The organism is Streptomyces sp. NPDC050422, assembly GCF_044458665.1.
In the GTDB taxonomy this organism is placed as follows: Bacteria; Actinomycetota; Actinomycetes; order Streptomycetales; family Streptomycetaceae; genus Streptomyces.
Map to the genome: position 1 here is coordinate 648,427 of NZ_JBITIE010000001.1, position 19,588 is coordinate 668,014.

The 19,588-nt window shown below is 70.6% G+C and carries 22 protein-coding genes; 13 read left to right on the top strand and 9 right to left on the bottom strand.

What is annotated here, in order from left to right:
• Positions 1-53: 53 nt before the first annotated feature.
• The 8 genes from ACIBJG_RS02780 (at position 54) to ACIBJG_RS02815 (ending at position 7,329) form a co-directional block, all read left to right on the top strand.
• Positions 54-293, top strand: coding sequence for a hypothetical protein (locus ACIBJG_RS02780; protein WP_399303184.1), 240 nt, complete (start codon positions 54-56; stop codon positions 291-293).
• On the top strand, positions 290-667 hold the full coding sequence (locus tag ACIBJG_RS02785) for a helix-turn-helix domain-containing protein (protein ID WP_399303186.1): 378 nt from the start codon (positions 290-292) through the stop codon (positions 665-667). The genes ACIBJG_RS02780 and ACIBJG_RS02785 overlap by 4 nt, the downstream gene beginning before the upstream one ends.
• Positions 668-843: 176 nt before the next feature.
• Positions 844-1,353: a 2-oxo-4-hydroxy-4-carboxy-5-ureidoimidazoline decarboxylase gene (uraD, locus tag ACIBJG_RS02790; protein ID WP_399303188.1), complete on the top strand. Its 510-nt coding sequence runs from the start codon at positions 844-846 to the stop codon at positions 1,351-1,353.
• 29 nt (positions 1,354-1,382) lie between these two features.
• Positions 1,383-1,775, top strand: a complete 393-nt coding sequence (uraH, locus tag ACIBJG_RS02795) for a hydroxyisourate hydrolase (protein WP_399303191.1) — start codon at positions 1,383-1,385, stop codon at positions 1,773-1,775.
• Positions 1,776-1,782: 7 nt separating this feature from the next.
• Entirely contained in the window at positions 1,783-2,706 is a 924-nt protein-coding gene (gene pucL / locus ACIBJG_RS02800; RefSeq protein WP_399303193.1) for a factor-independent urate hydroxylase, read from the top strand.
• A 67-nt stretch (positions 2,707-2,773) separates the two neighbouring features.
• Positions 2,774-4,171 (top strand): nucleobase:cation symporter-2 family protein, encoded by a 1,398-nt coding sequence (locus tag ACIBJG_RS02805; RefSeq protein WP_399303195.1) that lies wholly within the window; start codon positions 2,774-2,776, stop codon positions 4,169-4,171.
• A gap of 42 nt (positions 4,172-4,213) precedes the next feature.
• Complete coding sequence (locus ACIBJG_RS02810) at positions 4,214-5,608, top strand: 8-oxoguanine deaminase (RefSeq protein ID WP_399303197.1); 1,395 nt, start codon at positions 4,214-4,216, stop codon at positions 5,606-5,608.
• 272 nt (positions 5,609-5,880) lie between these two features.
• On the top strand, positions 5,881-7,329 hold the full coding sequence (locus tag ACIBJG_RS02815) for a nucleobase:cation symporter-2 family protein (protein ID WP_399303199.1): 1,449 nt from the start codon (positions 5,881-5,883) through the stop codon (positions 7,327-7,329).
• Between the two features lie 85 nt (positions 7,330-7,414).
• On the opposite strand, the gene ACIBJG_RS02820 is transcribed toward ACIBJG_RS02815, so the two are convergent.
• From ACIBJG_RS02820 to ACIBJG_RS02830, 3 genes are all read right to left on the bottom strand, one after another.
• On the bottom strand, positions 7,415-8,278 hold the full coding sequence (locus tag ACIBJG_RS02820; RefSeq protein WP_399303202.1) for a chitosanase: 864 nt from the start codon (positions 8,276-8,278) through the stop codon (positions 7,415-7,417).
• 171 nt (positions 8,279-8,449) lie between these two features.
• Positions 8,450-8,761, bottom strand: a complete 312-nt coding sequence (locus ACIBJG_RS02825) for an SH3 domain-containing protein (protein WP_399303204.1) — start codon at positions 8,759-8,761, stop codon at positions 8,450-8,452.
• Between the two features lie 188 nt (positions 8,762-8,949).
• The gene (locus ACIBJG_RS02830) at positions 8,950-9,798 is read right to left on the bottom strand and encodes a chitosanase (protein WP_399303206.1); all 849 of its coding nucleotides are present in this window, start codon (positions 9,796-9,798) and stop codon (positions 8,950-8,952) included.
• 60 nt (positions 9,799-9,858) lie between these two features.
• Here ACIBJG_RS02830 and ACIBJG_RS02835 point away from each other — a divergent pair, with 60 nt between their 5' ends.
• Positions 9,859-10,542 (top strand): alpha/beta fold hydrolase, encoded by a 684-nt coding sequence (locus ACIBJG_RS02835; protein ID WP_399303208.1) that lies wholly within the window; start codon positions 9,859-9,861, stop codon positions 10,540-10,542.
• A gap of 20 nt (positions 10,543-10,562) precedes the next feature.
• Here ACIBJG_RS02835 and ACIBJG_RS02840 read toward each other — a convergent pair whose 3' ends face one another.
• Complete coding sequence (locus tag ACIBJG_RS02840) at positions 10,563-11,168, bottom strand: TIGR03086 family metal-binding protein (protein WP_399303210.1); 606 nt, start codon at positions 11,166-11,168, stop codon at positions 10,563-10,565.
• A gap of 37 nt (positions 11,169-11,205) precedes the next feature.
• Entirely contained in the window at positions 11,206-12,267 is a 1,062-nt protein-coding gene (locus ACIBJG_RS02845; protein ID WP_399303212.1) for an amidohydrolase family protein, read from the bottom strand.
• Between the two features lie 123 nt (positions 12,268-12,390).
• Here ACIBJG_RS02845 and ACIBJG_RS02850 point away from each other — a divergent pair, with 123 nt between their 5' ends.
• Positions 12,391-13,383, top strand: coding sequence for a fibronectin type III domain-containing protein (locus ACIBJG_RS02850; RefSeq protein ID WP_399303214.1), 993 nt, complete (start codon positions 12,391-12,393; stop codon positions 13,381-13,383).
• Positions 13,384-13,441: 58 nt separating this feature from the next.
• On the opposite strand, the gene ACIBJG_RS02855 is transcribed toward ACIBJG_RS02850, so the two are convergent.
• A complete protein-coding gene (locus ACIBJG_RS02855; protein ID WP_399303216.1) occupies positions 13,442-14,350 on the bottom strand; it encodes an NmrA family NAD(P)-binding protein in 909 nt (302 codons plus the stop codon).
• 103 nt (positions 14,351-14,453) lie between these two features.
• On the opposite strand from ACIBJG_RS02855, the gene ACIBJG_RS02860 reads away from it, so the two are divergent.
• Positions 14,454-15,014 (top strand): TetR/AcrR family transcriptional regulator, encoded by a 561-nt coding sequence (locus ACIBJG_RS02860; protein ID WP_399303218.1) that lies wholly within the window; start codon positions 14,454-14,456, stop codon positions 15,012-15,014.
• An 87-nt stretch (positions 15,015-15,101) separates the two neighbouring features.
• On the opposite strand, the gene ACIBJG_RS02865 is transcribed toward ACIBJG_RS02860, so the two are convergent.
• The gene (locus tag ACIBJG_RS02865) at positions 15,102-15,497 is read right to left on the bottom strand and encodes a winged helix-turn-helix transcriptional regulator (RefSeq protein ID WP_399303220.1); all 396 of its coding nucleotides are present in this window, start codon (positions 15,495-15,497) and stop codon (positions 15,102-15,104) included.
• A 158-nt stretch (positions 15,498-15,655) separates the two neighbouring features.
• Here ACIBJG_RS02865 and ACIBJG_RS02870 point away from each other — a divergent pair, with 158 nt between their 5' ends.
• Complete coding sequence (locus tag ACIBJG_RS02870; RefSeq protein WP_399303222.1) at positions 15,656-16,387, top strand: alpha/beta fold hydrolase; 732 nt, start codon at positions 15,656-15,658, stop codon at positions 16,385-16,387.
• A gap of 147 nt (positions 16,388-16,534) precedes the next feature.
• Here ACIBJG_RS02870 and aceB read toward each other — a convergent pair whose 3' ends face one another.
• A complete protein-coding gene (gene aceB, locus ACIBJG_RS02875; protein WP_399303223.1) occupies positions 16,535-18,154 on the bottom strand; it encodes a malate synthase A in 1,620 nt (539 codons plus the stop codon).
• Positions 18,155-18,388: 234 nt separating this feature from the next.
• Complete coding sequence (locus ACIBJG_RS02880) at positions 18,389-19,027, bottom strand: NTP transferase domain-containing protein (RefSeq protein WP_399303225.1); 639 nt, start codon at positions 19,025-19,027, stop codon at positions 18,389-18,391.
• Positions 19,028-19,233: 206 nt separating this feature from the next.
• Here ACIBJG_RS02880 and ACIBJG_RS02885 point away from each other — a divergent pair, with 206 nt between their 5' ends.
• Entirely contained in the window at positions 19,234-19,548 is a 315-nt protein-coding gene (locus ACIBJG_RS02885) for a DUF5955 family protein (RefSeq protein ID WP_399303227.1), read from the top strand.
• Positions 19,549-19,588: the final 40 nt, after the last annotated feature.

The following is a 19,588-nucleotide window of genomic DNA, read 5'->3' on the forward strand; positions in this document are numbered from 1 at the left end:
CGGGTCGCCCCGGACGCGGTGCGACACATGTGGGAGGCACAGTGCGCTTGAGAGTGGAGTTCACCACCGAGCCGTTCGATCTCGACGAGGCGCCGGCCCACGCGGTCGTGGCCCGCGAGGTCATCCAGGCAGCGGAACTGGACGCGGTCGACGTCGGCCCCTTCGGCAACACGGCGGAGGGCGGCGCCGACGAGGTGCTCACCGCGGTGGACTCCCTGCTGCGCCAGGCCCTGGCATCCGGTGCCACCCGGGTCTCCCTGCAGGTCAACGTCATCGGGGAGGACCCGAAGTGACCGGGCCCGCGGACCACCCCCTCGTCGCCGCCGTCAAGCCGCTCGTCGACGCCATGGGTGCCGAGCTGCTCGGGCCCGAGCAGGCGCAGGCCGACGACGTCGTCCTGGCCTGGGAGGGCCAGGACGTCATAGCCGTCCGGCTGCCGCAGCTCTCCGACTCGCTGGACCACATCCTGGCCGCGATGGAACGCCGGTACGGCAAGCCGCTCGCGGAACTGGACCGCCGGACCAAGCAGGAGGCGGTGCGGACCCTGGAGGCACGCGGTGCCTTCTCGGTGCGGCACGGCGTCGAGACGGTGGCGGGGGCGCTGGGCGTCAGCCGTTTCACCGTCTACAACTACCTCAACAGGGAAAACGCCTCCAAGGGTGACTAGTTGAGTCGTCAAGCAGATGTGAACGGCACATGAACGTGCGGGTCGTCGTCCGGATCATCGGGCGACGGCTTTTTACATGAACGGAATTTCAACAAAGTGTTGACGTGGTGTTGTGGAGGGCGTTAGCTATCCGCAGCCCGACCAACGCACAGCGAAAAACAGCCACGGAGGCTCCCGTGACTTCGAGCTCCACACCGGGCCTCGCCCGGTTCAACACCCTGGCGGACGACGAGGCGGTCACCGCGCTGCACGAGGTCTGTGCCAGCGCGGCCTGGGGAAGAGCGATCCTCTCCCGTCGCCCGTACGCCACCGCCGAAGCCCTGTTCTCCGCGAGCGACACCGCCACGGCGGCACTGGGCGCGGAGGACCTGGCCGAGGCCATGGCCGGTCACCCGCCGATCGGCCGCCCGAAGCCCGGGGACCCGACCTCCTCCCGCGAACAGCAGGGGATGGCCGGCGCCACCGAGGAGCTCAAGGCCGAGATGCTCGCACTCAACCTGGCCTACCAGGAGCGGTTCGGACATGTCTTCCTGATCTGCGCCACCGGAGCAACCGGTGAGCAGATGCGCGACGCGGTGAAGTCCCGGACCGGGAACACGCCCGAGCAGGAGCGCGCCATCGTGCGCACCGAACTGGGCAAGATCAACCGCATCCGCCTCACCCGTCTCGTCACGGAAGGCTCGTAAGAGCTCGCAGAAGAAGGAGAGTGAAGGTCTTGAGCACCTTCGCCACCGCATCGGTGTCCACCCACATCCTGGACACCAGCATCGGCCGCCCCGCCGCAGCCGTCACCATCACGCTCGCCGCCCGCTCGGGCAGCGACGCGCGGTGGGTGGCGCTCGGCGGATCCGCGACCGATGCGGACGGGCGCTGCAAGGACCTGCCGGCCCTGCCGGAAGGCACCACCCACGTACGGCTCGACTTCGAGACCGAACCGTACTTCACAGCCCAGAAGCAAGCCGAGGCGCAGCAGGACGCCCCCCGCGTAAGGGACAGCGGCGCGTTCTTCCCGGAGGTGGCGATCACGTTCGCCGTCACCCCGGGCGAGCACTATCACGTACCGCTGCTGCTCAACCCGTTCGGCTACTCCGTATACCGAGGGAGCTAGCAGACACATGCCCACGATTCTCGGCCAGAACCAGTACGGCAAAGCAGAGAACCGCGTCGTCAAGATCACGCGGGACGGCGACACCCACCACATCAAGGACCTGAACGTCTCGGTCGCCCTCTCCGGCGACATGGACGACGTGCACTACTCCGGCTCCAACGCCAACGTGCTGCCCACGGACACCACCAAGAACACGGTGTTCGCCTTCGCCAAGGAGCACGGCATCGAGTCCGCCGAACAGTTCGGCATCCACCTCGCCCGTCACTTCGTGACGTCGCAGGAGCCGATCAAGGTCGCGCGGATCCGGATCGAGGAGTACGCCTGGGAGCGCATCGCCACCTCCGACGGCAACTCGCAGTTCATCGGTTCCGACGAGGTCAAGCACTCCTTCGTCCGCAAGAACCAGGAGATCCGCACCACCCAGATCACGTTCGACGGTGACAAGTGGCAGGTCATCTCCGGGCTCAAGGACCTCACGGTGCTGAACTCGACCAACTCCGAGTTCTGGGGCTACGTCAAGGACAAGTACACGACGCTCAAGGAGGCGTACGACCGCATCCTGGCCACCGACGTCTCCGCCCGCTGGCGGTACAACTGGACCGAGAACGAGCAGCGGATGCCGAACTGGGAGAAGTCCTACGAGCAGGCGCGCAAGCACATGCTCCAGGCCTTCGCCGAGACGTACTCCCTCTCGCTCCAGCAGACGCTGTACCAGATGGGTTCGCGCATCATCAACAGCCGCAGCGAGATCGACGAGATCCGGTTCTCGCTGCCGAACAACCACCACTTCCTGGTGGACCTGGAGCCGTTCGGCCTCAAGAACGACAATGAGGTCTACTTCGCGGCCGACCGTCCGTACGGGCTCATCGAGGCCACCGTGCTGCGGGACGGCGTCGAGCCGCAGATCCCGGTCGACATGACCAACCTCTGACGCGGTGCCGCGCCGGTTCCCGTCCGTCCACAGCGGACGGGGGCCGGCCGGGCCGGAGGGAACTCCCATGGCACAGCCTGCACTTGGGCCCGTAGAAGCAGAAGGCCCATGTCCCACCCCGCCTCGGGGCCCGGTCCATCCGGTGGACGAGAAGCCTGCCCCGTCGCGGCTCGTCCCCGCCGCGCTCCAGCACATCGCCGCCATGTACGCGGGTGTCGTCACCCCACCGCTCATCATCGGACAGGCCGTCGGTCTCGACCCGGCGGGCATGACCCGGCTGATCGCGGCGAGCCTCCTGATCGCCGGCTGTGCCACCCTCCTCCAGACGCTCGGCATCGCCGGCTTCGCCGGAAACCGGCTGCCGTTCGTCAACGCGGGCTCCTCGGCCGGCATCGCCCCGATGCTCGCCATCGCCGAGACCACCGCCCCCGGACACCAACTGCCCGCGATCTACGGGGCGGTGCTCATCGCCGGGGTTTTCTGTCTGGCCGTCGGCCCGTTCTTCGGCAGACTGCTGCGCTTCTTCCCGCCGCTCGTCACCGGCGTCGTCATCACCCTCATCGGTGTCACCCTGATGCCGGTCCCGGTCTCCTGGGCCCAGGGAGGCGACAAGACGGCCGCCGACTTCGGTGCCATGAAGTACCTCGCCCTGGCTGCCTTCACCCTCGTCGTCATCCTGGTCGTCCAGCGCTTTGGCCGCGGCTTCCTCAAACAAGTGGCCCTGCTCGTCGGCCTGTTGGTCGGCACGCTCGCCGCGGTTCCGTTCGGGCTCGCCGACTTCTCGGCGATCGGGTCCGCGCCCGTCGCCGCCCTGCCCACCCCCTTCGCCTTCGGAGCGCCTGAGTTCCATCCCGCCGCGATCCTCTCCCTCTGCATCGTGATGCTCGTCCTGATGACCGAGTCGTCCGCCGGAATGCTCGCGCTCGGCGAGATCTGCGACCGGCGCACCGACGGGCGGACCATCACCCGCGGACTGCGCACCGACGGCATCGCCACCCTCGTGGGCCCGGTCTTCGGCGGATTCCCCACCAGTGCCTTCGCACAGAACGTGGGTGTGGTGTCGCTGACGAAGGTGCGCAGCCGGTACGTCGTCGCGGCCGCCGGCGGCGCCCTGCTGATTCTCGGGTTCTTCCCGGTCCTCGGCGCGGTCGTCTCGCTCGTCCCCATGCCCGTGCTCGGCGGCGCAGGCATCGTCCTGTTCGGCTCCATCGCCGTCAGCGGCATCCGTACGCTCTCCGAGGCCGGACTCGACGACAGCTCCAACATCATCCTGGTCGCCGTGGCGCTCGGCGCGGGCATCATCCCGCTCGCCGCGCCCGGCTTCTACGCGGGATTCCCGTCCTGGGCGCAGACCGTCCTGGGCTCCGGCATCAGCGCCGGAGCGCTTGCCGCGGTCCTGCTCAACCTGTTCTTCCACCATCTCGGCACCCACGGCCGCACGGCCGTGGCACTCAAATCCTCCTAGGGTCCTGCCGTGCCCGCATCGCTGATGAGAGAAGGAAGCACCATGGCAGCACCGGCAGCCGACCGAGTGGAACGCATCGTCATCGAGAACTGTTCGATCGCGACCGTCGACGCCGACGACACCGAGTACGCCTCGGGCCATGTCGTCGTCGCCGGCAACCGCATCGAGTCCGTCGGTGCCGGCCGGGCCCCCGAGGGCCTGGAGAACGTCGTACGCCGCATCGACGGCACCGGGCACCTCGTCACGCCCGGTCTGATCAACACGCACCACCACTTCTACCAGTGGATCACCCGCGGTCTGGCCACCGACCACAACCTCTTCGAGTGGCTGGTCGCGCTGTACCCGACCTGGGCGCGCATCGACGAGCCGATGGCCCGCACCGCCGCGCAGGGCTCGCTCGCCACGATGGCCCGCGGCGGCGTCACCACCGCCATGGACCACCACTACGTCTACCCGAAGGGCTCCGGCGACCTGTCCGGTGCGATCATCGGCGCCGCCCGTGACATGGGCGTACGGTTCACGCTCGCCCGCGGGTCGATGGACCGCAGCGAGAAGGACGGCGGGCTGCCGCCGGACTTCGCCGTGGAGACCCTCGAAGGCGCACTGGCCGCCACCGAGGCGACCATCGACGCCCACCACGACACCTCCTTCGGCGCGATGACGCAGATCGCCGTCGCACCCTGCTCCCCGTTCTCCGTGTCCACCGAACTGATGCGACAGGGCGCCGAGTTGGCCCGCCGTCGCGGGGTCAGGCTGCACACACACGGTTCGGAGACCGTGGAGGAGGAGAAGTTCTGCCACGAGCTGTTCGGCATGGGCCCGACCGACTACTTCGAGTCGACCGGCTGGCTCGGCGCCGACGTGTGGATGGCGCACTGCGTCCACATGAACGACTCGGACATCGCCGCCTTCGCCCGCACCGGCACCGGCGTCGCCCACTGCCCGTCCTCCAACGCCCGCCTCGCCGCAGGCATCGCCCGGGTCCCGGACATGCTCGCCGCGGGCGTCCCGGTCGGTCTCGGCGTCGACGGCACCGCCTCCAACGAGTCCGGCGAACTCCACACCGAACTGCGCAACGCCCTCCTCATCAACCGCCTCGGGCCGCACCGCGAACGCGCCCTGAACGCCCGTCAGGCGCTGCGCCTGGGTACGTACGGCGGCGCCCAGGTCCTCGGCCGCGCGGAGCAGATCGGCTCGCTGGAGCCGGGCAAGCTCGCCGACCTCGTGCTCTGGAAGCTGGACACCCTCGCCCACGCCTCCATCGCCGACCCGGTGACCGCCCTCGTCTTCGGCGCCGCCGCCCCCGTCACCCTCTCGCTCGTCAACGGCAAGCCGGTCGTCGAGTCCAACCGCCTGACCACCGTGGACGAGGACGCCATCGCCCGCGCCACCCGCGACGAGGCCCGCCGCCTCGCACAGATCGCCGCCGGAGCCTGACGGCCCGGCGCACCCCGATACCGGCCGGCCGAGGGGGACGGCCCTCGGCCGGCCGCCGTGGACCCGAGCGGGGCCCACGGCAACCGGTACGGGAGGCGCGTACCCATACGTACGCGCCTCCCGTACCGCTGAACCGAGCTGCCGCACCAGCTGCACGACCTGCCCCACCTGCATCAACGCACCACACGGGGCCCGGTCTTCCGGACCGGCTCCGGCACCACCTCCCTGATACCCGCGTCGCCGCAGACGTGTACCCGACCGGAGGAACCGCCGTGGCAGCTACGCCCAGGTTTCGCAACGACGCAAGTGCAGCCCCCGACCCCGACGGTGAGCCGGCAACGGCCCCGTCCGACCGGAAGCATCCGGTCGACGAGACGCTCCCCCCGCTGAAGATGTTCACCAGCGGCCTGCAGCACGTGGCCGCGATGTACGCGGGTGTGGTGGCCCCGCCCATGATCGTGGGGCCCGCCGTGGGCCTCACCCCCAAGGAGACCGCCTTCCTGATGGGGGCGAGCCTGTTCACCGCGGGCATAGCCACCCTGCTCCAGACGATCGGTTTCTGGCGCATAGGCGCCCGGCTGCCGTTCGTCAACGGCGTCTCGTTCGCCGGGGTGACGCCGATGGTGGCGATCGGCAAGGACCGCGGACACGACGGCATCACCGTGATCTTCGGCGCGATCATCGTCGCCAGTCTCCTCGGCTTCGTCCTCGCCCCCTATTTCTGCAAACTGGTCCGCTTCTTCCCGCCCGTCGTCACCGGCACCGTCATCACGCTGATCGGTGTCTCCCTGCTGCCGGTCGCCTTCAACTGGTCCCAGGGCGGCAACGCCACGGCTGACGACTACGGCTCCACCACCAACATCACGATGGCGGCGGTCACCCTGGTGATCGTCCTCGCCCTGAGGAAACTGCTGCGCGGCTTCCTCCAGCAGATCGCGATCCTGCTCGGGCTCGTCATCGGCACACTCATCGCCATCCCGGTCGGCATCACCGACTTCGGCGCGATCAAGGACGCCGATGTCGTCGGCTTCCCCACCCCGTTCCACTTCGGGGCGCCGCAGTTCGAGATCGCCGCGATCGTCTCCATGTGCATCGTGATGCTGGTCTGCATGACCGAGTCGACCGCGGACATGCTGGCCCTCGGCAAGATCGTCGACCGGCCGGCCGACGAGCGGACCATCGAGGGCGGACTGCGCGCCGACACCCTGGGCAGCGCCATCAGCCCGCTGTTCAACGGCTTCATGTGCAGCGCCTTCGCGCAGAACATCGGGCTGGTCGCGATGACGAAGGTCCGCAGCCGCTTCGTCGTCGCGGCCGGCGGCGGCATCCTCATCCTGCTCGGCCTGTGCCCGGTGGCCGCCTCCGTCATCGCGCTGGTTCCGCTGCCGGTGCTGGGCGGCGCGGGGATCGTGCTCTTCGGCTCGGTCGCGGCGAGCGGCATCCAGACGCTCGCCACCGCCGCGCTGGAGAAGGGCGAGAACGCGCTGATCGTGGCGGCCGCCGTGGGCATCGGGCTGATCCCGATCGCGGCGCCGGAGTTCTACCACGCGTTCCCGAAGGATCTGCTCGTCGTCCTCGACTCGGGGATCTCGACCGGGTGCGTCGTGGCGATCGTCCTCAACCTGGCCTTCAACCACCTGGGCCGGAAGCCGGACGTCGGGCCCGAGACGGATGCCGAGGACCATGAAGCGGTCAACGCGGCGCCGGTGGGCGTGCACTGACGTTCTGTCACGGCGATGTGGCGCGTACGGCTGTGCCTGCGAGGGCGGCCGTACGCGCCACAACCGTTTCCGGTACGGGTGTGCGTCAGCCGATGTGGAAGCTGTCGCCGTACACCTTCCAGTCGAGCGGCGGATCCAGGTTCAGATTGCCCTCGTCCAGGAAGACCCGCTGGGCGGTGTCCACCCGGCTGGTGTCCGAGTGGGCCTCCTCCTGCTGCATGGCCCACACCCGCGCGTCCAGGAAGGCGTTGAGGTACGTGACCTCGTCACCGCCCTGGGCCGGCGGCTTCGCCTTCGCGAGAGCGCGCTCGCGGATGGAGCCGAAGCTCGTGCTGTCGCCGCCGTCGCCGTGCATCACGATGGCGTCGTAGTACGCGAACTGGCCGAGCGTGCCCAGCCCGTCGCTCTTGCCCCGGCTGACCGCCGGATCGAAGTACACCCGGTCGCGCTCGTCGTTCTGGGCCTGCTGGAACGCCGGATCGCCGGCAGCCGTCTCCCAGGCCTCGCTGAAGCCGGGGTCGAGGCCGTCGTGCGAGTCGGTGCCGTCCACGTCGCGCAGGGCCGGCAGGTACTCCGCGAGGACGTTGTCCGGCTCCCGCTCCGTGTACAGCTCCACCAGGTCGAGCATGTCGCCGGTGCCGGAACAGAATCCGATGATGCCGGCCGTGTAGCCGCGGCCGTCACCGATGTCCTCGATGTAGCGGTACTGGCCCTTCCAGTCCAGTGTCGAGTTCTCCGCGCTGGAGACCAGCTGCATGGCGATGTCCTTCTTCGCCGGATCGTCGAGCCCGGTCGCGGCTGCCTCCTGGTGGTGAACCGCCGTGGGGGCGGGTGCGGTGCCTGCGAAGGCGGTGGCGGGGATCGCCGTGAGGGTCAGACCGAGCGCGACGAGGGCGACGCGCACGGATCGGTTGTTGCGACGTGCGGTGCGCTTGTGGGGAGCGTGCACCAGTCCTCCAAGGGAGTTCGTCGTTCCGATGGTTCTGTTAGGAAGCTTTCCTATCAGAGTCGAGCGACGGTCGTACACCCCTGCGACACGGGTGAGTTGGGCGCGGCCCGGACGCGCGCAAGCCCCGCACCGAAGCCGTGGGCGCCGGGTGCGGGGCGGGGGAGTGGCGGGTCAGCAGTCCAGATAGGCCACATGGATCCATACGCCCGTGGGGCCGCCCCACAGGTCACCCATCACCCAATTGCCCTGCTGTCCACGGTAGTTGAGGTTCTGGCCCCGGTTCACCTGGCCCAGTACGGGGTAGTCCGTCCCCGGCCCGCCGCGGAAGTTCACCCCGTTGTCGTTGACCGTGCAGACGGCGGCCGGTGCGGCCTCCACGCTGTGTGCCGCGACCGCGCGCGGGGCGGCCTGGGCGGCGGGGGAGACGGCCAGTCCGAGACCGGCGGTCAGCATGGCCGCGGCCAGCAGAATCTTCTTCATCATGTCGCAAGCTCCTCAGTGATCCGGCCCACGACGCGTGGACCGTCCGCTCGCGTCAACGGGCCGGACGGCCACCGGGACACGGGTGGGAAACGCCTGTCCCGGGTGAGTGAAAGCGCAGGTCACATGCAGTGCGCACCGGCGCACACAGCTCGCGCGGCCAACGCCTCGCGCGCCCGTCGATCATGGGTTTACGAGCCGTCCGGCCCCTTGATCCGGTAGCTGTCGTCGTACACCTTCCACCGCAGCGGTGTCTCCAGATCGAAATTGCCCTCGTGGACGAACACCCGCTGGGCCGTCTCGACCCGGCTGGTGTCGCTGTGCGAGGGCTCCTTGCGGATCGCCGCGACCCGGGCGTCGAGGAAGGCGTCCAGATACGTCTCCTCGTCGCCGCCCTCCGCGGGGGGCCGGTCCTCGGCGAGTGCCTGACGGCGCATCGTACGGAATCCCGTGGTGCCGTCCGCGTCACCGGCCCCGTGCATCACGTAGGCGTCGTAGTAGACGAACTGCCCCAGCGCGCCCAGCCCGTCCTCCTTCGCCTGCCGGACCGCGGGATCGAAGTACGACCGGTCCCGCTCGGTGTCCTGGGCCGAGCGGAACGCCGCGTCACCGGCGGCATCGGCCCATGCCTCGGTGAACGGACGCCCGAGTCCCGTGTGCGCGTCGGTCCCCTTCACCGCGCGCAGGGCGGGCAGGAACCGCTCCAGCGGATTTCCCGGCCGGGCCTCCGTGTACCGCTCGACCACGCTCAGCATGTCGCCGGTACCGGAACAGAACCCGATGATGCCGGCCGTGTAGCCGCGGCCGTCACCGATGTCCTCGATGTAGCGGTACTGGTTCTTCCACTCCAGTGTCGAGTTCTCCGCGCTGGAGACCAGCTGCATGGCGATGTCCTTCTTCGCCGGATCGTCCAGCCCGGGACCGGAGGCCCCCTTGCCGGAAGAGGTGCCGGGCCCCGCCCCCGTACAGCCGGACAGCATGGCGAGGGCCATGACGAGAGCGGCGAGGGAGACGACCGGCGAACGCGGGGTGAGCTTCACCTTTTCAGCCTGCCAGGCCGGGGGGATGATCTTCGCGCATTCGGCTGTAGCGTCATGGGTATGGATGATCAGTCTGTTGTGGATGTCGGCGATGTACGTCTGGCGTACCGGACCTGGGGCGACCCGTTCGGCTCGCCCGTCGTGCTGCTGCACGGCCTCGGCGATTGTGCCGCGAGCTGGGAGGCGGCCGGGAGTCTGCTCGGTCAGGAATGGCGGGTGTACGCCCTCGACCTGCGGGGTCACGGGGAGAGCGACTGGCCCGAGGAGTACGACTTCGAGCTGATGCTCGACGATCTCTTCGGCTTCCTCGACGCGTGCGAGCTCGACCGGGTCGGCCTGGTCGGCCACGGCATGGGCGGCGTCGTCGCCCATCTGTTCGCCCAGACGCACGCGGACCGGGTGGAGCGGCTGGTGCTGGTGGAGACCCCGCCGCCGTTCCCGGGGACGGCCGGCCCCGACGTGCGGCCCGACGGGCCGGTCGACTACGACGAGGCCGTGATCGCGGCCGTACGGAACCAGCTGGCCGACCCCGACCCGGCGTGGGAGGAGGGCCTCGGCGAGATCGTCGCCCCGACGCTCATGCTCGCCGGCGGTCCTGCCAGCACCATGCCGCAGGAGCGGCTGCAGGACATGGCCACGATGATCCCGGACTGTCATCTGATCACCCTCGGCGGTGGCCACCGGGTGCACCAGGTCCACGCCGACCAGGTCGCCCAGCAGATCACGGAGTTCTTCACCAGCTGACGCGCGGCAGCGGCCCCGGCTCAGCTCTCCGGCTGCCAGTCCGGGCGCCGGCCGCTCCGGGCGATCGCCCGGTCCAGCAGGGGCGCGTCGTCCGCGACCGGGACCGGCGGGCCGAACGGGGAGCCGGCCGGCGGGTCGTCGCCCAGGTCGGCCAGCAGCGCCAGCGTATTGCGCAGATGCGCCTCCTCGGCCCCGTACGGCTGCCCGGTCGACCTCGCCAGGTCCCAGCCGTGCAGCACCAGCTCGTTCAGCGCGACCATGCCGGCCACCTCGCCCGGCAGGTCCACGCTGCCCGCCCGGGTCATGCCCTGCCAGGCGTCGGGCGAGCGCCAGGCGGCGACCATCTCGTCGAGTGCCACGGGCATCGTGCTGCGCCACCCGTCCGCCAGCACCCCCGACTCCACCGAGGGCGCCGTGTCGGTCGTCGCTCCCAGCTCCTTGCGCGCGGCGTCACGGAACGCCACGGCCAGCCCTTCGACGTGGGCGAGTAGCGCGCCCACCGTGACGTCGGGGCAGGGGGTCGGGCCGGTCAGCCGGGCGTCGTCGATGGCGTCGAGCATCCCGGCGATCTGCCGGGCCGCGGGTCGGAGGTCGAGGAGGGGCGCCGAGTTCGTCTGCGTGTTCATACCTGTGCAGACTGCCCGAGCGCCCCGGACTCATCGCTCAGCGCACCACGTGTCCCCGCAGAATGATCCGGCTCGGGTGACCGAGCACCGCCGGATCGGCGGTCGGGTCGGTGGCGTACGCGACGAGGTCGGCCGGAGCGCCGTCCACCAGGCCGGGCAGCCCCAGCCAGTTTCGCGCCGTCCAGGACGCCGCACCGAGGGCCGCCTCGGCGGACAGCCCGGCCCGCACCAGCCAGGCCGCCTCGCCCGCGACCGTTCCGCAGGGGAACGAGTCGGTGCCGGCCAGCACCGTGACGCCCGCCTCGTGCGCGGCCCGGACGTTGCCGAACAGGGTGTCCCAGCCGGCCACCCACAGATCGCGGCCCGCGCTCGGCTCCCGCGCCCTCATGGCATCGGCCTTCGCGCCGAACACACCCAGCGTCGGCACGAACGCCGTGCCCTGCGCGGCCATCCGGTCCAGCAGCGCGGGATCCAGATGCATCCCGTGCTCCAGGCTGTCGGCGCCCGCCAGCACCGCGTTGCGGGTGCCCTCGGCGGTCTGGCAGTGCACCGCCACCTTGCCGCCGGCCGCGTGCACGGCGGCCACCACCTCGGTCAGCAGCGGGAGCGGCAGCGCGGGTTCGTCCGCGCGCCAGTCGCCGATGACCTTGCACCACCCGGACGAGGCGGCCGCCTCCTCCAGCGCCGCCCGCACGAGGCCGTCCTCGGTGACGTCCCGGCCGAATCCGGGGAAGAACCTGCCGGGCGTGGCCAGCCATTGCCCCGCTGAGGTGACCCGCGGCATGTCCGGATCGCTGTCCACCCACGCGGGCATCCGCCCGGCGGTCCCCGGCGTGCGCACCGCGAGCACTCCGGCGTCCCGGTGTTCGCCCAACTGCTCGCGCAGCAGGTCCTCGTCGAAGGGGGTACCCGGCTCCGTGGACCCCGGGTGCGTGTGCACGTCGACCAGCCCGGGCAGCAGCCAGTCGCCGTCCACGACCGTCTCGGCGTACCGGCCCGCGAAACCGCCCGGCGGCGCACCGGCCCGGAGCACCTCTCCGTCGACCCAGAACGAACGCTCCTCGCGTTCCGGCAGCACCACTCCTCGTATGCACAGCATCCGCCGACGGTACGTCAGGCGGCATGACCGCGGCGCACACCGGCACATTGCGGAAGGTTCCGCTCCGTCCCCTTGTCGGCGACCCCCGCCGCATGCGATACAGGTCTGGACCATTGCTGTCGGATGGAAGGCACCACCGTGCAACGCCCCCACGCAACCGCCGCGTTGGCCTGCTCCGCCGCCCTGCTCCTCGCCACCCTCACCGCCTGCGGCTCGGAGGCCGAGGTGGACACCGGGAAACCGACCGCGCCGCACGGGGTGACCGCCCAGGCGAGCAGCGCCACCTCCGCGCACGTCATGTGGGAGCCGGCCACCGACGACACGGCCGTCACCGGGTACGAGGTCTACCGGCAGGGCAAGAAGGTGAAATCCGTCCCCGCGGCCAAGGTGATGATCGACATCGACGGGCTGGCCGCCTCGACCGCGTACACCTTCACCGTCCGCGCCCGCGACGCCGCCGGAAACCTCTCCGGGCCGAGCACCGCCGCTGCCGTCACCACCCCCGCACCCACCCCCGCCGACCACGAGGCCCCGACCCGGCCGGTGAAACTGCGCGGCAAGGCGGACGGCGGCCGGGCGGCGACCCTGTCCTGGGGCGGCTCCACGGACGATGTCGGCGTCACCTCGTACGACATCTACCAGGAGGGCTTCCGCATCCACAGCGTGCCCGCCGCACAGACCACGGCCCGCCTGACCGGGCTGCGGCCCGGCACCGTCTACTCCTTCACCGTCCGCGCCCGCGACGCGGCCGACACCTCGTCGCCCGACAGCAACGCCGTCGACCTCACCACCCAGGCCGCCCCCGGCGCGCCCGCCGGTACCGCCCCCACGGACCTGCGGATCACGAGCAGCGTTCAGGGCGAGGAGTACGCCGTCGACCTGGACTGGAAGCAGCCGGAGACGGGCGGGAAGATCCCCGCCTATCAGCTCTACCTGGACGGCCGGCCGACCACCACGATCGTCTGGGGCGGTGAACCACCCGTCGGCCGGGCGAGCTACCGGCTCACTGTCGGCGAGCCCCGCGGTACCCGCCACTCGATGAAGATCCGCGCCAAGCTCCCCGACGGGAAGTGGGGCGACTTCTCGGCGGCGCGCACGGTCGTGCTGGGCGACTGACCCGGTCCGGGGGCCGGGGCGCCGGTCGCGGCCCGGTCTCCCGGCCGGTGCCGATCGGTCACGCGGTGCCCCTGAGGTGGTCTCGTGCCCAGGTCTCGAAGGTGGTGAGGGGGAGGCCCAGAGCCCGTGCGAACTCGGGGCGGGCGGGCTGCGGTTCCTCGTTGATGCGGGCCTGCCCGAAGCCCATGCCGGGCATCCCTGCGGCGGTCGCCTCTTCGTCGGTCATGTCGGGCGCGGTCAGCTCGGTCCCCAGGGTGCGGGAGAGCACCGCGGCGATGTCCGTCATCGTCAGGAAGTCGCCCGCCAGTTCGAGCTCGACCCTGTCGAACCGTTCCGGCGCTGCGATGGCCGCGGCTGCCGCCGTGCCGATGTCGTCGACAGCGATCAGCGACAGCCGGGTTGCGGGTTTCAGCAGGCTCACCAGGCCGCCCTCGACTCCGCGGGGGAACATGATCGCGGCGGAGGGGCGGAAGTTCTCCATGAAGAAGCCCGGCTTGATGAGCGTCCAGTGCGTGAAGCCCGCCTCGCGGACCCGGTCCTGGATCCCGGCCTTGGCGGTGTAGTAGGGCTCCATCCAGGCCCACCGGTCCTTGACCCAGCTGACGTGCTGCCCCGCGCCGGAGACGGAGGTGTGGACGAACTGCGGGACCCCGGCGGCCCGCGCCCCTTCGATGAGGTTGACGGCCTGCGCGACTTCGCCCTCGAACCCCCGGCCGTCCAAGTCGGGCATCTGGACGGAGAAGACGGCGCGCACTCCTGCGGCGGCCCGGCTCACCGAGGGGCGGTCGTCGAGGTCGCCGGTGACCAGTTCGCCGCCGAGCGCCGCGACGGCCCTGGCCCTGGCGGTTGTGGGGTCGCGGACCAGGGCCCGGACGCCGATGCCTGCCGCGAGCAGGGCGCGAGCGGTGGCACCACCTTGCTGACCGGTGGCGCCGACGACCAGAACGGGGGCGGACTCTGTGGTCATGCTGCTCCTCGGATGGCATCCGGATATAAACGGCGGGGCCCGCCGTTTATATCCGGGTACGATACGGAGGGCCCCGCCACTTAGCAAGCACGGAGACGACGCCATGACGGCCCAGCGCGTGGACGCCCGACGCAACTACGCACGGATCCTCGCCGTGGCGGAGGCGGAAGTCGCCGCACACGGCGCCGACGCCTCCCTGGAACAGATCGCCCGCACCGCCGGAGTCGGATCGGCCACCGTGCGCCGGCACTTCCCCAGCCGCCGCGCCCTGCTGGAAGCCGTATTCAGCGAGAGGATCGACGCACTGTGTTCCCGTGCCGCGGATCTCGTCGACGCGGACGACCCCCGGTCCGCGCTGCTGGACTGGCTGACCGCCCTCACCGCATACGCGACCGCCGCCCGCGGCATGGCCGACGCGCTGCTCCAGGACGAGACGGACGACGCGGACCACGTGAATGCCTGCTCGGCGCGGCTCGGAGGCGCGGTCGATCCACTCCTGGAACGCGCGGCCGGGGTCGGCGCGGTGGCGCCGGACGTGACCACCGCCGACCTGATCTCGCTGGTCACGGGCCTCGTACTCGCCGCGGAGCACCATCCGGACCCTGCCGCCGAAGCGCACCGGCTGCTCGCCCTGACGGTACGGGGGATCAGCCCGCAAGGGTGAGAAGGCGGGGTGTCCGTAGTGGCGGCGCTTCCTGGCGAAGGTGGACGGCGGTCCGCCGGAGCGCTGGACGCGCAGCCGGGGTCGGAGTCAGGAGGGCGGGGTGTCGGGGCGAGCGTCGTACATGGCGCGGGCCGCGCCAATGTGCGTCAGGTGCGTGAGGCTCCATTCCAACAGGGGCGCGGTGGCTTCGCGGAGGGTCCAGCCCATCGGAGTGAGTTCGTAACTGACGTGCGGCGGCATGACGTTGCGGACGGTCCGGGTGAGGATTCCGTCGCGTTCCAGGCCGCGCAGGGTGACGGTGAGCATGCGCTGGCTGATCCCGTCGACGGCCCGCTTGAGCTCGGTGAAGCGGCGTGGTCCCTCGCTGAGGTTGCGCACGATCAGCAGTGACCACTTGTCGCCGACGATGCCGAGCACCTCACGGGCCTGGCACGGGTCCTCCGGCAGCGCCGGCTGTGACTCGCCACCCGCTGTGCCGCTCATGGTTACCTCCAGAGAACCGAGGCACCTAAATGTGCCTTATTGATCGGGGTGCGGCAGATGCAGCACGATGATTTCGGTTCCTGAAGAGTACCGAGGCACAAAAGGGAACCGCGATGTTCTCGCGCCTTCACGCCCCGAAGAGGAAGAAGACTCACCCCATGTCGACATTTCTGCTGGTGCACGGAGCCTGGCACAGCGGCCGGTGCTGGGAGCGGTTGGTCCCGTTGCTGGAGTCGGCCGGACACCGCGTGCTCGCGCCCTCACTGACCGGCTACGGCGACAAGGCGCACCTGCTCGGGCCCGACGTGGGGCTCGACACGCACGTCGAGGACATCCTGAAGCTGATCCACGAGGAGGACCTGACCGAGGTGGTGCTCGTGGGTCACAGCTACGCGGGACTGGTCGTCTCGTCCGTGGCCAACGAGGTACCGGAACGGATCGCACACCTGGTGTACCTGGACGCGATGGTCCCGGAGCACGGCGAGACCGCCGTCGACGTGCAGCCCATGACCCAGAACCTGATCGATCTGGCCGCCCGGTCCGACCACGGCTGGCGCATCCCGCCGCTGCCCGAGATGCCTGCGCCCCTCGGCCTGTTCGGGGTCACCGACCCGGCGGACATCGCATGGCTGCGTGCGACGCTGTCCGACCAGCCGGTGCGCTGCCTGCTGCAACCGGTCCGGTTGGACAACCCTGCCGTGGCCTCGGTTCCGCGCACGCACATCCACTGCGTCGGTGCGGAGCCGGAAGGCATCGTGCGGCGGCCGGTCCCCGCGACACAGCCCAACGGCTCCCCGGCACGGATACGGGAACTGCCGACCGGACACGACTGCATGATCACCATGCCGGCGGCCCTGAGCGAGCTGCTGCTCGAAGCCGCCCTTGGGTAGCGGCCGGGGCCGCCCGGCGCCGGGTGATGGCGGCCAAGGGCGGGGCGCCCTGATGGGCGTTGCCCGATTCCGGGCTGGGTCGGGCCTTCTGGGCACGCCGACGCCCCGGCGCCGTGCGGCACCGGGGCGTCGGGGTACGCAGCCGTGTCAGCGCAGCTGCTCGTACGCCGGCAGCGTCAGGAAGTCCGCGTAGTCCTGGTCCAGGGAGACCTGGAGGAGCAGGTCGTGGGCCTGCTGCCACTTTCCGGCGGCGAAGGCCTCGTCGCCGATCTCGGCGCGGATCGCGGTCAGTTCCTCGGCCGCGACCTTGCGGGCCAGTTCCGCCGTGGCGTGTTCGCCGTTCTCGAAGACCACGTCCGCGTTGATCCACTGCCAGATCTGCGAGCGCGAGATCTCGGCGGTGGCCGCGTCCTCCATCAGGTTGAAGATGGCGACCGCGCCCATGCCGCGCAGCCACGCCTCGATGTAGCGGATGCCGACCGCGACGGCGTTGCGCAGACCGTCGTACGTGGGCTTGGCGTGCAGGGTGTCGATGGCGATCAGGTCACCCGCGGCCACCGAGACGTCCTCGCGCAGGCGTTCCTTCTGGTTCGGCTTCTCGCCGAGGACGGCGTCGAAGGAGGCCATGGCGATCGGGACCAGGTCGGGGTGGGCGACCCAGGAGCCGTCGAAGCCGTCGCCGGCCTCGCGGTCCTTGTCGGCCTTGACCTTCTCGAAGGCGACCTTGTTGACCTCGGCGTCCCGGCGCGACGGGATGAAGGCCGCCATGCCTCCGATCGCGTGGGCGCCGCGCTTGTGGCAGGTGCGGACGAGGAGTTCGGTGTACGCCCGCATGAACGGGGCGGTCATCGTCACCGCGTTGCGGTCCGGCAGGACGAACTTCGAGCCGCCGTCACGGAAGTTCTTGACGATGGAGAAGAGGTAGTCCCAGCGGCCCGCGTTCAGCCCGGAGGCGTGGTCGCGGAGCTCGTAGAGGATCTCCTCCATCTCGTACGCGGCGGTGATCGTCTCGATCAGGACCGTGGCGCGGACGGTGCCCTGCGGAATGCCGAGCTCGTCCTGGGCGAAGACGAAGATGTCGTTCCAGAGGCGGGCCTCCAGGTGCGACTCCGTCTTGGGGAGGTAGAAGTACGGGCCCTTGCCGAGGTCGATGAGGCGCTGCGCGTTGTGGAAGAAGTAGAGGCCGAAGTCGACCAGCGCGCCGGGCACCGGGGTGCCGTCGAGCTGGAGGTGGCGCTCGTCCAGGTGCCAGCCGCGGGGGCGGGTGACGACGGTCGCGAGCTCGCCGGCCGGCTTCAGGGCGTACGACTTGCCGGACTTCGGGTCGGTGAAGTCGATGGCGCGGGCGTAGGCGTCGATCAGGTTGAGCTGGCCGGTGACGACGTTCTCCCACGTCGGGGCGGAGGCGTCCTCGAAGTCGGCGAGCCAGACCTTGGCGCCCGAGTTCAGGGCGTTGATGGTCATCTTGCGGTCGGTGGGACCGGTGATCTCGACCCGGCGGTCGTTCAGCGCGGCCGGGGCCGGTGCGACCCTCCAGGAGTCGTCCGCACGGATCGCGGCGGTCTCCGGCAGGAAGTCCAGCGTGGAGGTGCGGGCGATCTCGGCGCGGCGCTCACCGCGGCGGCTGAGCAGCTCGTTCCGCCGGGGCGTGAACCGGCGGTGCAGTTCGGCCACGAACGCGAGGGCCGCGGGGGTGAGGACCTCGTCCTGCCGGGGCAGGGTCTCGGCGTCGACGATGGCCAGCGAGGACGGCGCTGGTGCGGACATGAGCTGTCACTCCTTCAGCGGGCGGTGCGGGCGACGTCTCACGGCCGCCGGGTCGCCTGAAATGGCACGGCGTGCCATGGCTCCGGGATACGGCCGTGGTCGCCGTCTGAGGTGCAGAGGGCTTCTGACCAGTGGATAGTAGTTTCCTCATGGTGGAAGTTCAATGGTTTGTTGATGTCGAGATTCTCCGGGTCGACAGAAGTGGGGTGCCGCTGGCGCAGCGTGCCAGTGCGTTCACTCAAGGTGCGTCAGGTGCTCCGTCGTGTCGATGTCGTAGGCCTGAGCCACATCCGAACACTCGACGAGCGTGATCGCATCGCGGTGCGCCCGCAGATACGCCCGGGCCCCCTGATCGCCCACCGCGCCCGCCGCGATGTCCGTCCACAGCGAGGCCCCGAAGAGCACCGGATGGCCGCGCTCCCCGCCGTACGAGGCCGCCGCCAGGCTCGTACGCGAGCGGTACGCCGCCCGCACCCGGGCCACGGCCTCCGCGCCGATCCCGGGCTGGTCGACCAGTAGGACGACCACCGCGTCCACGTCCGTGCCGCTGCCGGCGAGGGCGGCGAGCCCCGCCCGCAGCGAGGAGCCCATGCCCTCGGTCCACTCCGGGTTGACGCTCACCGTGCAGCCGGAAAGTTCGGCGCGGGCCCGCACCTCGTCGGCGGAAGCGCCGAGCACCACATGCACCGGGCCGCAGCCGCCCTCCCGGAGGGTGCCCACCGCGTGGTCGGCCAGCAGACGGCCGCGGTGCTCCAGCATGGCCTTCGGGCGGCCGCCCAGCCTGCGTCCGCCGCCCGCCGCGAGCAGTAGCCCGGCGATGACGGGGGAGGCGGACGGGGAAGGGGAGGAGGGGCCGTGCGGTGTGCTTGTCATGCCGCCTGGATACACCGGACGGGCGGTTTACGCACGGACCGGACCGGGCGGCCCGGCCGCGTCCCTGCGCGGGACACTCCGAGTTCCGTCCGTGGAGTGGCGCCCGACACCTGTCATGGCGTTAACTTGCCCGCACCCCCGGACACTTGACCACGGTTCGGGGCTCGGTCGAAACACCGGCACAAAGATGTGCGAGGGGGAGTGCTTTGTTGAAGAGCGTGGGGCAGGCGCGGGTGACCAGCAGTGGCGAGGACCCGAGAGTGACGGAGTTGCGTACAGCCGTCTCCCGGCTCCGACGGGAGCTGGCCGGACATCCCGCGGAGTTCCCGGACCGCGCGATCGCCGAGGACGAGCTGGCCGCGCTGGACGCGATGGCGGCCGGTGGCGCGCCCGAGATTCCCCGGCTCCGCCGGTCGCTGCTGCTGATCGCGGGGGCGGTCGGCTCGGTCAGCGCGCTGGCGCCGGCCCTCAGGGACGTACGGATCGCGGTCGATCTGTTCGGTGAGCCGCCGCGGCGGTGAAGCGGGCGGGAACGCGCGTCAGCGGCTTCAGTCGCTTCAG